Below are 13,316 nucleotides of genomic sequence, written 5' to 3'. Positions count from 1 at the left end.
CGTAGTGATACACTGGATTACAAAAATAGGAGGTTTCAGACACATCCCTGGTTCAATCCTCAGGTGAAATCCGGACGCGACCCAATGGTCGAGATTGGTTTAAATCCAGAAAGGATGACCACATGAAAATGATCCAGGCTATCGCGCTCGCCTTTGCTCTCGGCGGCGCAGCAACAGCACATGCAGAACAACCGCTGCAGCGCACCGATCTCATCAGGAACGATATCGACGTGCCCGGCCACGAGGCCATTCAGGTCCGCGTCGATTTCGCGCCGGGCGTTCTCGCCCCCGATCACTCACATCCTGGCGAGGAGATCGCTTTCGTCATTGAGGGAACGCTGGAATACCAGCTCGAAGGCAGACAGCCGGTTACCCTTAAAGCCGGCCAATCCCTCTTCATTCCATCAGGCGTCGTTCACTCGGCGAAGAACGTCGGCAGCGGCAAGGCTTCGGAATTGGCAACCTACATCGTCCGCAAGGGAGAGACGCTCGTCGTGCCTGCGAAGTGAGTCAGTCGTAGAAACCCGCGTCTGGATCGGGAGCCGCCGCTGCACGAAGCGCTGGCCCCAGAACCTTCAGGACCGCGCCGCTTGCGTGGGAGCGCCGTTTCGCCCTTGCGGTCGCTTTCCATTCACGGCAGCATCGCCATACGGATTGATGGAATTCGCATCCCCAGTCATCTGAACCTCTCACACTCAGGAGGATTACCATGGCAACGCTGGAGCGGCCGTCCTTTATCGTCCATTGGAGCGAGATCGAACGGCCGGACGACTCGCACTATGACGATGACGACGAACTGATGAGCATTGGTGCGCCTTTCGGACGATATTTCGGTCTGGCAAAATTGGGCATTCATCACGAGCGCTTGCCGCCTGGCCGGCGCACCTCCTTTCCGCACGCCGAGAGCGCCGAGGAGGAATTCGTCTACGTTCTCGAAGGCGAGCCCGATGTCTGGCTTGACGGCCATCTCTATCGCCTGAAACAGGGCGACGCCGTCGGATTTCCGGCCGGCACCGGCATCGCCCATAGTTTCCTCAACAATACGCAAGCCGAGGTGCATCTCCTCGTCGTCGGCGAGCGCCACAAGGCCGAGAACCGCATTTTCTATCCGCTCCACCCTCACCGCCGACCGCTGCACGATGATTGGTGGGATGGCCATCCCACCCACGCCCTCGGTCCCCACGATGGAATGCCGGACCTGGTGCGGGAAGCAAAGGGGCGCGGAAACAGCGAATAGATCGGCCAGAGTGATTGCTTGTCGCAATGTCGGCGTCGCGCAAAGCGGAGACCAACGCCTGCTTGGAGCTTCGACGGGTCATTGCGGTGCCTCCGTCTGAATTCAGCGGGTGGATGGTGACCTCGCGAGAAATGCCGCAATCACCGCCATCGCAGTTTGCCACGGTCGACGAAAACGGGTGAGCGAAATTGTCGAGGCCAGCACCTGCCGCTGGCAGACCTGGCCGGGGGCCATAGCCATAAGAGCAACTCTTGCGCTTTCCCGACATTGAGCGAGCGAGGGCCCAGCCGTCACCACGGATCGCTGGTACCGATCAAAGAGAACTTGTCGAACCATGATGGATGGTATTCAGTCCGAAGCCCCGGCGCAGCGATGGCGAAACGGCATCGAGCTGTCACGGCAGATGGATGACTCACGATGAGGGGCAATCCGCCGCGCCTAAGATTGCTCGCTTTCGCAGTATGCCGACAGCAGTCATTGCGATCGCGGCGATAAGCCACACACATAGCAATCGATCGGAGCCCAAATGTCCACCGCCGCTTTGCCTGAACCGCCATACTATATGGTCAGTTTTTCCTCTCAACGAACAAAGCTCGACAACGGCTATGGCGAGATGGGTTATGCGATGACGGAACTTGCAAAACAGCAGCCAGGTTATCTCGGCTTCGAAAGTGCTCGCGGGGCAGACGGTTTCGGAATACTCATCTCCTATTGGAAGGATGAGGATAGCATTCGAGCCTGGAAATCAGTCGTCGATCACATTCAGGCGCAAAATCGCGGTCGGTCAGACTGGTATACTCGGTACGAAATCCGTGTTGCGCTCGTCACACGAACCTATGGATTCAATATTGAAGAGACATGAGTTGGCTCCTTGAAGAAGCTTGCCCCCTAAAACGTATCCTCTGTAAAGCGACGGACAAGCCTACCGTGCAAACCTGCGGGCACCGGCGACGCAGAGGATGACGGCAATGGTCACGGCGAGCATGGCCCAGGTCACGGGCTCGTGCAGCAGGGTTGCGGCGAGCGCCAGCCCGAAGAACGGCTGGAGCAGCTGCAGTTGGCCGACGGCGGCGATGCCGCCCTGCGACAGGCCGCGATACCAGAAGATGAAGCCGATCAGCATGGAAAACAGCGAGACATAGGCAAGGCCGAGCAGCGCCGGCACTTCGATGCCAGAGAAGGTCTCCGGCCTATGGAAAAGCGCGACCGCGACTGTCACCGGCAACGACAGCACGAGCGCCCAGGAAATCACCTGCCATCCGCCGAGCGTGCGCGAAAGCCTGCCGCCTTCGGCATAGCCGAGGCCGCAGACGACGACTGCCGCCAGCATCAGGAGATCGCCGACCGGCGAGGCCGTCAGCCCCTGCGTCAGTGCGAATCCCGCCACCAGCGCACTGCCGAGAACCGAAAAGAGCCAGAATGCCGGCTTCGGCCGTTCTCCGCCACGGACCGCGCCGAAGATCGCCGTTGCGAGCGGCAGCAGGCCGATGAAGACGATCGAATGGGCTGACGTGACATGCTGCAGCGCCAGCGCCGTTAGCAGGGGGAAGCCGACAACGACGCCCAGCGCCACGACGGCAAGGGAGAAGATGTCACGCCGGCTCGGTCGCTTCTCTCTGAAAGCGATCAGCAGGCCAAGGGCGAGAATGCCGGCGATCGCCGCGCGCGCTACGGTGAGAAAGACCGGATCGAACTGCATCACCGCCACGCGCGTCGCCGGCAGCGATCCGCTGAAGATCACCACCCCGATAAAACCATTGATCCATCCCGATGCCATGCGGTCCATCTCGCGCTCCATGATGCACTGCACTCCTTCATTCTCTCGCTCTTATCGGCCAACACGGATGGTTATGACAGTCACAGTCTGATACAATTTCGCGAAACTGTAATGGTGCGGAAAGCAATACGGATGAACGAAGGACGCACGCGTGTGGAGATGGTCGCCGCGACGATCAGGCAGCGCATCGCCGGGCGCAGCCTGACGCCGGGCGCAAAGCTACCCTCTGTGCGGGGGCTGGCGGCGACGTTGAAGCTGTCAACATCGACAGTCGTCGACGCTTATGAGCGGTTAGTCGCCGAAGGCGCGATCCTGGCAAGACCAGGCTCGGGATTCTACGTCGCCAACCAGGCAGCGCCCTTTGCGCTTGCCGAGACCGGACCGAAGCTCGACCGCGCGGTGGATCCGTTCTGGATATCGCGGCAATCGCTGGAGGCAGCCGAAGCCGACCTGAAGCCCGGCTGCGGCTGGCTGCCGCCCTCCTGGCTACCGGGGGACGGCATGCGCCGCGGGCTCAGAACGCTTGCCCGCGCCGACGGGCCGGCGCTCGCCGATTACAGCTCGCCGCTCGGCTTGCCGCAACTGCGCCAGCTGATTTCCCGCCGCCTGGGCGAACGGGGGATCGAAGCCTCCCCGGACCAAATCATGCTGGCCGATTCCGGCACGCAGGCAATCGATCTGCTCTGCCGTTTCCTGCTGGAACCCGGCGACACGGTGCTGGTCGACGATCCCTGCTATTTCAATTTCCATGCGCTCCTGCGCGCCCATCGGGCAAAGATCGTTGGTGTGCCCTACACGCCGTCCGGTCCCGATATCGAAGCCTTTGCGCAAGTCGTCGCCGATGAGCGTCCGCGGCTCTACATCACCAACTCCGCCATCCACAATCCCACAGGCGCGACGTTGTCTCCTGTTACCGCCCACCGCGTTCTAAAACTCGCCGACCAGTTCGACCTGACCATCATCGAGGACGATATCTTCGCCGATTTTGAATATTCGCCGGCTCCCCGCCTTGCAGCCTTCGACGGGCTCGAGCGGGTTATCCACATCGGCAGCTTCTCGAAGACCCTGTCGGCCTCGGCCCGCTGCGGCTTCGTCGTGGCGAAACCGGAATGGATCGACGGCCTGACAGACCTCAAGATCGCCACCTCCTTCGGCGGCGGCCGGCTGACGGCGGAACTGGTGCTGAACGTCTTGAGCGACGGCAGCTATCGCAAACACATGGAGACGCTGAGACACCGGCTCTCCCGAGCGATGAGCGAGGTCTCGGCCCGGCTGAAGAATCTCGGCATAACGCCCTGGCTGGAGCCCCAGGCTGGAATGTTCCTCTGGTGCCGGCTACCCGATGGCATCGATGCGGCTGACGTGGCGCGGGCCGCACTCGAAAAGAGGATCGTTTTGGCGCCCGGAAATGCATTCAGCCTGTCGCAATCGGCAACGAATTTCATGCGCTTCAACGTGTCTCAAACGCTCGACCCACGCGTCTTCGAGGCGCTCCGCAACTTCTTGGCGAAAGAGAGGCATTAGACACAAGGGGGCTCTTCGGCGGCAACCGTCCTCGTACTAGTGGTCATCCGCGTAAGACGCGGGGAACACAGCCGCCTGCCCGCTATGCCTCATACATATATTCATTTTTCTTTAAATGCAGAGAGTTAGAATTCGCACACGCCAAACGATCACCAAATCTAGAATTTTGGCCTGATCATTGCTCCGAAGAAGGTGTTGCATGCGCAAGCCAAAGGTTCGAACCTCGCTGACAATCATCAATGTAACATTTGCGTTCATCTTCCTGAGCTTTGGGCTGTTTTCCCTCAGGAGCGTACAGCAGGTTAACCAGGACACGACGGCAATCGCCAAGAACTGGCTGCCGAGTGTTTCGGTAGCCCGCAATATCGGCTTCGAGCTGGAACGCATGAAGTTTGCCTACGCCAACCATATCATGTCGATCAGCGACCAGGCTATCGCCGCTGCAGAAGTAAAGATTACCTCTCAGCGCACTGAGCTTGACAATGCGATAGCAGCCTATCGGCCGCTTATATCCTCGCCGCGCGAAGGCCAATTGCTGCAGCAGATCGAGGAGCAGGCCGCGAGCTACCAGAAATCGTCCGAGCCTATGCTGGAAAAATCCCGCAAGAACGACAACGATGTTGCCAAGACGATCTTCTATTCCGACATGGAGCCATTCGTCGACCGCGCGGAAGAACTGGCCAATGAATTGCTGACGATAAACGTCAATGGCTCCGAGGCGTCCTACGAAAACAGTCAATCCACGTACTTGGGCATTCTCTGGACAACCTCGGTGTTCACGGCACTCGTGATTGCAATCGTTGCTGGCGCAATCTCCTATGTGGCGATCCAGATCTCGCGTCCGATCAAGAAGATCACGCAATCGATGACCGGGCTGGCCGCTGGCGACACCTGCACGCAGATTCCCTATTCCAGCCGCACGGACGAAATCGGTGCGATGGCGGCAGCGGTTGAGGTCTTTCGGCAGACCGCGCTCGCCAAGATCAGAGCCGACGAAAATATCGAAACGAATCGGGTGCTGACGGAATCTGAGCGGCAGCGCCGCGAGCAGACGGAGCGCGCGCGGGCTGCAGCGATGGCGCAAGCCACGAACGGATTGGCAGAGAGCCTGAAACAACTTGCCGGCGGCGATCTCACCGTTCAGATCAGCGAGCCTTTCGATGCGGATTTCGAGGGCCTGCGCGGGGATTTCAACGGCGCCGTCGCAAAACTCTGCCAGACCCTCGCCAAAGTGGCGGGATCAGCCGTCAATATCGACGGCGGCTCGAATGAAATCGCCAACAGCGCAAACGACCTGGCGAAACGAACCGAACAACAGGCAGCGGCGCTCGAGCAGACAGCCGCTGCTCTCGATGAAATCACAGCCAATGTCGCATCCGCCTCCAAGCGCGCCGAGGAAGCCCGCGAGGTGGCCGCGCAGGCGAATGCCGGTGCGACGACATCAGGTGAGATCGTCAGCCAGGCGGTCCAGGCCATGAGTCGGATCGAGCAATCCTCCAGCCAGATTTCCAACATCATCGGCGTGATCGACGAGATCGCGTTCCAGACCAATCTCTTGGCCCTCAATGCCGGTGTCGAGGCCGCGCGCGCCGGCGAGGCAGGCAAGGGATTTGCCGTGGTGGCGCAGGAGGTCCGCGAACTGGCGCAGCGCTCCGCACAGGCGGCCAAGGAAATCAAAACGCTGATCCATGCATCGGCGGGAGAAGTCGCAGCCGGCGTCGGACTGGTCTCGAAAACCGGCGAAGCGTTGAAAACCATCGGCGAGCTGATCGTTGCCATCAACCGCCATGTCGAGGCAATCGCCGTCTCCGCCCGGGAACAATCCGTCGGCCTGGCGGAGATCAATACGGCCGTCAACAGCCTAGACCAGACCACGCAGCAAAACGCAGCCATGGTCGAGGAGGCGAGCGCCGCTTCCGCATCGCTTGCCGACGAAGGCGCCACGCTTCGCCAGTTGATCAGGCAGTTCAATCTGAACGAGACCGCGCAGGAAAGCGCCTACGCCCTTCGCAGAACGGCTTGAGCCGAAGGAACGATCGGCACGCAAAACACGGGGTCTATCGGCCTCGAACAGGAATGCGGGCCGCAGCGTCGTTGCATGATCATCGGTCGTCGGTCCAAACTGAGGTTGCTGAGCAGGCGGAACGTCGCGATAACATCGCGACAGAACAAAATTGATATTGTTCGACATTCGCTCTCACGGAATTTGACGATGTCCGATCTCGATCTGGAAACCATCCTCGATGAACTCCGGCAGAGGGAGCCGATATTCCATCGCCGCGCCTCGGCACGAGCTGCGACGATCTGGTTTCGATGACGGCGGAGGATTTCTTCGAGATCGGCGCAAGCGGCAGGATCTATCGGCGCGACTTCGTCATCGCCAACCTACTGGAGCGCTACCAGCAGCCGGAAAGGCATGACTGGCCCTGCCGGGACTTCTCGATCCGCCGACTCGCCGAAAACCTCTATCTGCTGAGCTACACGCTGGACGAACCCGGCAGGACGACGCTCAGAACCACCATCTGGCAAAGCTCTGGCGGGAGCTGGAAAATCGTCTTCCATCAGGGAACCATTGCCGGCTGAGCCGCCAATGTCAAAATCGCGCGAGGCGTGGAATTGACGCAGACACCCCTAACGCCATCGATCATCAGAACGACCGGTGAACCGCCTTGTCGTTGGCAAGACGGGTCACGCAGCCTTCGAGCTTGGCGAGCAGCAGATCGAAGTCGAGCGGCTTCGTCAGATAGTCCGCCGCTCCGCCGCGCAGGCCGGCTAGCGTGTTTTCCCGATCGGTCAGTGCCGTCAGCAGGATGAAGGGAATGTTGGAGAGCTCGGGGTGGTTGATCTGAATTTCCGCCAGAAGCTGGTGCCCATCCATGACCGGCATCGAAATGTCGCTGATGACGATATCGGGCCATTTCGACAGGATCATTTCCAGTCCCTCGGCGCCGTTCGAGGCCTCGAGCGTCCTGTAGCCGGCTTCGCTCAACTCTTCGACGAGGAGGTTCCGGATCTCGACTTCGTCTTCTATGCACAGGACTGTAACCATGAGCTCTTCCTTAAGCTGCGACTTGTTGATCCGACAATAGAAACTCTATTGGCAGAAGAATGGTGAATGTTGTGCCTTTGCCAAGCTCGCTCGTCACCTCGACGGTGCCGCCGTGTAGTTCGATAACCTGCTTGACGACGTTGAGACCGATGCCCGTCCCGGCAATGCCCGTCGCGCTGCGGGCGCGATAATAGGGCTGGAACAGCTTCGGCAGATCCTCCGCATCCATGCCGATGCCGCTGTCGGAGATGGCGATCTCCACCGTCTTGTCGTCGGCCCGGGCGCGAACATGAATGTCAGGCGCGTCGGGTGAATATTTGACGGCGTTCGAAATCAGGTTGGTGAAGACCTGTTCCATCGCGCTGCGGTCGAACGTCAATACATCCGGTATGGGCTCAAGATCGAGATGGAACACATGCGTGCGGCTGAGATGGCGCTGCCTGTCGCAGCACGTGACGAGCACCGCTTTCAGGTCACCTTCGCTCCGCTTCAGTGTGATCTGTCCGGTTTCGAGCCGCCCGCTGGCGAGGATACTCTCCATCAGATCGACCATGCGCACCACCGCACTGCGGATCACGCCGGCCTTTTCGTGAACGTAATCGCCGCTGACGTTGGTGGTCGAGCGGCAGAGCCGCTGCGCAGCGGCGTCGATGATGGCGAGCGGCGTGCGAAACTCGTGCGAGGCCATGGCGACGAACTGGCGCTGGAGCGCATTCACCTGGCGTTCGTGCACCAGCAGGCGGTCCAGTTCCTCTCTCTGCCTTTCGATCTCGGCCGTTCGATCGGCCACCATCTCTTCCAGATGGTTGCGGTGGTGCGTGAGCTGCTCTTGGCTGTCCAGCAGGGTCAGCGAGGTGCGATGCAGACCTCGTCCGAGCCAGAACACCACGGTGATCAGCAGCGCCAGGCAACCGAGCCCTGCCGGCGCGATTTGATGAAGCAGCATAAAACCGGGCAGGATAGGCGGCCACACGAGATAGCCGATCGTGCCGCCGTTATGGGACGACACCAACACTTGCGCCCGCTCGTCCTCACCTTTCGAAGGCGCGAAATGCAACCCTTCGAGCAGCGCATGATGGGCGATGTTTTCGGCAGTTTTTCCATCGATGAACTTGACCGAGATGGCGATGAACTCCTGGCCCGCCTCGATCTGCATCCTGGCCGAGCTCGGCAGAATGGGACGCGCACTGGCAATTGCCGGTCTGTTGCCGATCATAATCGTCCGAACCTTGGCCAGTTGACCAAGCGCTTCAGCGCCGGGCTTTGCAGCCCGCTCGACGAGAACGGCGCGCATCTCTCCGGCGAGAGCAGTCATTTCTTGGCCGTCGTCGTCACCGAGCCGCGGCGGCATGGCATCGGCGCCGTCACGGAAGGCGAACATCAGGCGATTGGTGTCGTCGAAGATGTAGGTTCTGTCGTGCCCGAAATAGCGGTTGGTCCACTGGCCGACATTGTCGAGCAGCCACTCATGGTTCCGCTGTTTGGTATAGAGGAAGGCATCGTCCCATTTGGTGACGCTTTCCTGCTCCCGGGGAAGTGCCGCGATCTGCTCTTCCAGCCCCTGCCGGACGAAATCGGCCTGCCGACGGAGCGAGAGATCATCGACCTTCACCGCTGCGAGCCACGCAAATCCGCACAACAAGACAGCCGCCGCGCAGGTGAGCGTCACCAGGACGAACGTAATGTGCGATGTGAGCCCGACCTTCAATACCTGCAACCTTTTGATGGCGCCCGCTGCCGAGAAATTGACACGCAAAGGTTGACGGACCGTGAATTATGCGCTCCCGTGCGGGTCTGCGGCAGGTCCCCCCATAGGCATCGCAATCGTTGAAGGAGAAGCACATGGATGCAGCATCGTCGGATACATCAGGCATCAGGATCGAGCCGATCGCCGCCGTCCATATCGACAGCTTTCATCATGCGCTCGACGTGGTCGCACGGGAGAAAAAATACCTGTCCATGCTGGAAGCAACGCCGCTGCCGCAAACACGGGAGTTCGTGATGGGCATGATAGCAAAAGGCAATCCGCAATTCGTTGCCACCGCTGAAAACCAGGTCCTCGGCTGGTGCGACATCAGCCGACATTTTTTCCCGTCCCACGCGCATCGCGGAAAACTCGGAATGGGGATTCTTCCCGCCTATCGGGGCAAGGGTCTGGGACGAAGGCTCATCGAGACGACATTGAGAGCCGCGCAGAAAAGCGGTTTTGCAAGGGTTGAACTCGATGTTTATGAAGACAACGCCCGTGCTATCGCTCTCTACGAAAAGATGGGATTTGCACGCGAAGGCATCGTCCGACGTGCGGCACGCATCGACGGTCAGTTCATCGATGCGATCAGCATGGCGCTTTTGTTCGACGAGCGCGGCGCGGCATAGATCCAGGTATCGCGTCGATTTCTGAATGGGCCCCCGCGAGCCCGGCTGATCAACATTTCGGCCTGAACTTGAAACAAATGCCCTTTCGAGCAATTAGGCCAGGCACTCCCCTATCGGGCGAATGCCTCGAATGGATTGTCGTGGGTCAGGCGCATCAGGGTTCCGTCGTCTACGCCCCGCCGTTTCAGCTCGGGCAGCAAGACGGTGGAAAGATGGGTGTACGGTTTGGGTATCCCGCCCATCGGCAGCGCCGGATCGAACCAGCCACGGTCATGGCTCAACAATAGGCGATCGCCGCAGCCCGCCTCCAGCGCCTTGATCACCAGCTCCGCCACCTCGTTGTCTCCGCCCCGGCCGACATGGTCGTACTCGATCCAAGCGCCTCGCTCGGCGACGGCGACATGATAGGCAAAGTCCTTCTCTTCCTGCGTATGGATCGAGATGAACCTGTCAGCCCTGTAGCCCTCTGCCTCGATGACATCGAGCTGATCCATGACGACCCGTCCCCTGATCGTATGACTGCCGATGACGGCGCCTGTCTGCGCCGCGGCGCGCGCGGCTGCCCGCAGGATTTTCGTCTCGAGCGCCGTCATGCCGTCATCGCCGGCGCTGAGCTTGATCCAGCCCGCCTGGAACCCGGTCTCGTCGATCTGCTCCGTCAGCTCGCGAAGCATCCATGCCTCCAGCTCTTTCTCGGAAGCCTGACGGACCCATTTGGGAATCCAGGGTTCACGGTAATTGCCGGTGGGCACGACAATCGGAAAATCCGTCGCGAGCGACACGGCAAGATCGATATCCGCACGGCGTCCAACGCCACCCGTCGAGCATTCGACCAGTGCCGTCACCCCGAGCTTCTTGATCCGCTCGATTTCGGGGGCCATCAGCCGGACGACGTCTTCGGTCTCCGCTTCGGCATAACCGGGCTGGTCCGGCGTCCTGAGGTCGACGAAAACGTGCTCATGCGGGAGGATCATCCCAAGTTCGGATCTGCTCTTAGGCCCGAGCGTCGTGCGCAGATATTTCAAAGTCTCTCCCCCCACGGGCATATCGGCTTTGCGTACAGCCTTCGACCCAAGCCTCGACACTGCCGCGAAAGTAGATCGTGACGTGATGAAATCAATCGCTCACTTGATCGAAATTCTTACGACAGACCTTGATATCGACGTCCGGCTTGGCGAGTTGACTGTCGCCGGGGGAAGATACGCCGCATCGACTACTTCCCCTCAACCTTGCCCCTTCCGGCCCTTCGCATGGCTCAGGGCGTTCGGCCCTGCAATCGATTCACTGGATCGATTGCTCCCGCTTCGCGGGACCGGGCCTCACCACGGTGGCGCATCGCGCTCACCCCGGTGGCGCATCGCGCTCAACCCGGCCGGCGCACCGCGCGGATCTTGCCGCTGCCGCCTCCGCCGCAGAAGAAGCAGTCGCCGCCGTCGGATTCGAGACCGGAGACGCCGGTGCCCTCGGGCATCTCCAGCCGCTCCAGCACCTCTCCGGTTTCCGGGTCGATGCGCCTGACGTCGCTGTCATCGCCCTCCCAGGTGCCGTGCCAGAGCTGGCCGTCGACCCAGGTGACGCCTGTCACGACGCGGTTGGATTCAATGGTGCGGAGGATCTTGCCGGTTTCCGGGTCGATCTGATGGATCCTACGGCCGCGGTGCTGGCCGACCCAAAGCGAGCCTTCGGCCCAGGCAAGGCCGGAATCGCCACCATTGCCCGGCGCCGGGATGGTGGAAAGGATACGACCGGACTTCGGGTCGATCTTGTGAATGACATCCTCGGCGATCTGATAGAGGAACTCGCCATCGAAGGCCGTGCCGGCATGCGATGCGACCTCGATCGAGCGCACCACCTCGCCGTTTGCGGGATCGAGCGCGTTCAGCCTGTCGCCCGAGGCGAACCAGACGTGTTCACCGTCGAAGGTGACGCCGTTGACGCGCTCGGCACCGGGAAAAGGTCCATATTCACGGATGATCGTCGCAGCCGATTTTTTCATCTCTTCCATCCTATTCGCCCGTAGGGCCATCCTCATCAGTCAGGCCATACTAATCGCTTGGCAACGGTCCCGGGAGTAACAAGATCGTCGGGAAACCGGGTAACGGCGGGCTCATCCAGCGCCGCGCCCGCCCGCGCCCGAAGGACTGCACCCTGCTTTCATCGGCGAGCGAATCCAGCGCCCGCTGCACGGTGCGCGGGCTGGCGCCGAGCGCGATCGCCAACGCCGAGCTCGACCACGCCTCGCCATCGGCGAGAAAGGCGAGCACCGCCCCGTGTTGACCTTCGACCAGCGGCGCCAGCACGGCGGTCTCTTCGGCACGCCGCGGCGAAAGCGCAAAGCCGCGTTTCGTCGCCGAAACCTCCGCCAGTCCCCGCAGTTCGGCGCGCAGCCGGCCGATCTCGACGCGCAGCCGGGCGCGATGCGATTCATCGGCATGTTTGCCGCGGAAGGCGCGCGCGATGAGTGTGCCGCGTGCCACATCCGTCGGCCAGGCTTCGGCAAGCGTCCGGGCGAGCGTGAAGAGCACGGGCCGCTTTGCCAGCGACACCGACAGCTGGTCGTCGCGCACGACGTGGCGGCAGGCATCGACGACAAGCGTGCCCGAACCCAGCAGCTCTTCCACCTCCTCGAGCAACAGCGGGCTTTCCCGCCAGCGCGAGATCAGCCGCGCCACCGGCGCGCTGAGCACGTGGGCGGCATTTTCCACCTCCGCCGTCAATACCGGCATACCGGCCTCGCGTGCAGCCCGCCTCGCCCGGTCGAGAGCCTCGTGCGCCGTATTCGTCTGCAGGCGCCGGATCGCGATGCCCGCGACCACCAGCTCATGAGCGGCCCTTGCCGCCGGCGGCAGCGGCGTTGGATCGAGCGTTTCCAGCGCCCGCTCGGCCTCGTCGAGCCGGCCGATCAGCACCAGCCGGCGAAGCTCGACATTCCTGGCATGGGCGGCATTGACCCTGTCGCCATGCGCTTCGAGCACCTTGCGCGCCGCCTCCAGCGCCTTGGGCGGCCAGGTGAGATCGCGCGAGACGAGCGCGATCTCGGCCTCGGCGACCACGCAGCGGGCCTGGGCCATCGCCTCCCGCGGGCCGAAGGCACGCGCCGCACTCTTCAGCAGCGCCTTGGCGCGGACGAGATCACCGAGCTGCGCCATCGCGATGCCGCGCAGCGCCAGCGCCGGCGCATCGTCGCGCAGCGCCACCCGCTTCAGCGCGCCAAGCGCATCTCCCGCTGCAAGCGCCCGCGCCGCCGCCGTGATCAGCGAGTCCATTCAAATCCCGTCACACTTGTCACTCCCACCATTTCCCCACCTGGCCTTAGATTTGTCGTCGACCGGCAAGCAAGCCTGCGCCGGATG

General features: G+C 61.4%; 13 protein-coding genes. 7 read left to right on the top strand and 6 right to left on the bottom strand.

Annotation, left to right across the window (positions count from 1 at the left end):
- The first annotated feature begins 122 nt into the window (after positions 1 to 122).
- The 3 genes from AC1D2N_RS03760 to AC1D2N_RS03750 all read left to right on the top strand — a co-directional run bounded on the left by AC1D2N_RS03760 (position 123) and on the right by AC1D2N_RS03750 (position 2,099).
- Positions 123 to 509 (top strand): cupin domain-containing protein, encoded by a 387-nt coding sequence (locus AC1D2N_RS03760; protein WP_130729196.1) that lies wholly within the window; start codon positions 123 to 125, stop codon positions 507 to 509.
- Positions 510 to 709: 200 nt separating this feature from the next.
- A complete protein-coding gene (locus AC1D2N_RS03755) occupies positions 710 to 1,237 on the top strand; it encodes a cupin domain-containing protein (protein ID WP_130729197.1) in 528 nt (175 codons plus the stop codon).
- 526 nt (positions 1,238 to 1,763) lie between these two features.
- On the top strand, positions 1,764 to 2,099 hold the full coding sequence (locus tag AC1D2N_RS03750) for an antibiotic biosynthesis monooxygenase family protein (protein WP_113544274.1): 336 nt from the start codon (positions 1,764 to 1,766) through the stop codon (positions 2,097 to 2,099).
- 60 nt (positions 2,100 to 2,159) lie between these two features.
- Here the strand turns inward: AC1D2N_RS03750 and AC1D2N_RS03745 are convergent, their stop codons facing one another.
- Positions 2,160 to 3,023, bottom strand: coding sequence for a DMT family transporter (locus tag AC1D2N_RS03745; RefSeq protein ID WP_130729487.1), 864 nt, complete (start codon positions 3,021 to 3,023; stop codon positions 2,160 to 2,162).
- 102 nt (positions 3,024 to 3,125) lie between these two features.
- Here AC1D2N_RS03745 and AC1D2N_RS03740 point away from each other — a divergent pair, with 102 nt between their 5' ends.
- From AC1D2N_RS03740 to AC1D2N_RS03730, 3 genes are all read left to right on the top strand, one after another.
- Positions 3,126 to 4,538: an aminotransferase-like domain-containing protein gene (locus AC1D2N_RS03740; RefSeq protein WP_130729198.1), complete on the top strand. Its 1,413-nt coding sequence runs from the start codon at positions 3,126 to 3,128 to the stop codon at positions 4,536 to 4,538.
- Between the two features lie 199 nt (positions 4,539 to 4,737).
- The gene (locus AC1D2N_RS03735) at positions 4,738 to 6,561 is read left to right on the top strand and encodes a HAMP domain-containing methyl-accepting chemotaxis protein (RefSeq protein WP_130729199.1); all 1,824 of its coding nucleotides are present in this window, start codon (positions 4,738 to 4,740) and stop codon (positions 6,559 to 6,561) included.
- A 290-nt stretch (positions 6,562 to 6,851) separates the two neighbouring features.
- Positions 6,852 to 7,121 carry a nuclear transport factor 2 family protein gene (locus tag AC1D2N_RS03730; RefSeq protein ID WP_130729200.1) on the top strand — a complete coding sequence of 90 codons (270 nt, stop codon included), beginning with the start codon at positions 6,852 to 6,854 and terminating at the stop codon, positions 7,119 to 7,121.
- 64 nt (positions 7,122 to 7,185) lie between these two features.
- On the opposite strand, the gene AC1D2N_RS03725 is transcribed toward AC1D2N_RS03730, so the two are convergent.
- Together AC1D2N_RS03725 and AC1D2N_RS03720 are read right to left on the bottom strand one after the other, a co-directional pair.
- A complete protein-coding gene (locus AC1D2N_RS03725) occupies positions 7,186 to 7,587 on the bottom strand; it encodes a response regulator (RefSeq protein WP_018242699.1) in 402 nt (133 codons plus the stop codon).
- 10 nt (positions 7,588 to 7,597) lie between these two features.
- The gene (locus AC1D2N_RS03720) at positions 7,598 to 9,343 is read right to left on the bottom strand and encodes a sensor histidine kinase (protein WP_130717049.1); all 1,746 of its coding nucleotides are present in this window, start codon (positions 9,341 to 9,343) and stop codon (positions 7,598 to 7,600) included.
- Between the two features lie 86 nt (positions 9,344 to 9,429).
- On the opposite strand from AC1D2N_RS03720, the gene AC1D2N_RS03715 reads away from it, so the two are divergent.
- Positions 9,430 to 9,963, top strand: coding sequence for a GNAT family N-acetyltransferase (locus tag AC1D2N_RS03715; protein ID WP_018242701.1), 534 nt, complete (start codon positions 9,430 to 9,432; stop codon positions 9,961 to 9,963).
- Between the two features lie 110 nt (positions 9,964 to 10,073).
- Here the strand turns inward: AC1D2N_RS03715 and AC1D2N_RS03710 are convergent, their stop codons facing one another.
- The 3 genes from AC1D2N_RS03710 to AC1D2N_RS03700 form a co-directional block, all read right to left on the bottom strand.
- On the bottom strand, positions 10,074 to 10,988 hold the full coding sequence (locus tag AC1D2N_RS03710; RefSeq protein WP_130717051.1) for a phosphotriesterase family protein: 915 nt from the start codon (positions 10,986 to 10,988) through the stop codon (positions 10,074 to 10,076).
- Between the two features lie 338 nt (positions 10,989 to 11,326).
- Complete coding sequence (locus tag AC1D2N_RS03705) at positions 11,327 to 11,959, bottom strand: Vgb family protein (protein WP_026188454.1); 633 nt, start codon at positions 11,957 to 11,959, stop codon at positions 11,327 to 11,329.
- A 49-nt stretch (positions 11,960 to 12,008) separates the two neighbouring features.
- Positions 12,009 to 13,229 carry a helix-turn-helix domain-containing protein gene (locus AC1D2N_RS03700; protein WP_130717055.1) on the bottom strand — a complete coding sequence of 407 codons (1,221 nt, stop codon included), beginning with the start codon at positions 13,227 to 13,229 and terminating at the stop codon, positions 12,009 to 12,011.
- Positions 13,230 to 13,316: the final 87 nt, after the last annotated feature.

The organism is Rhizobium sp. P1_B8, from assembly GCF_056406515.1.
The sequence above is the reverse complement of the archived record's forward strand: the minus strand, read 5'-3'. Positions and strand labels throughout refer to the sequence as shown.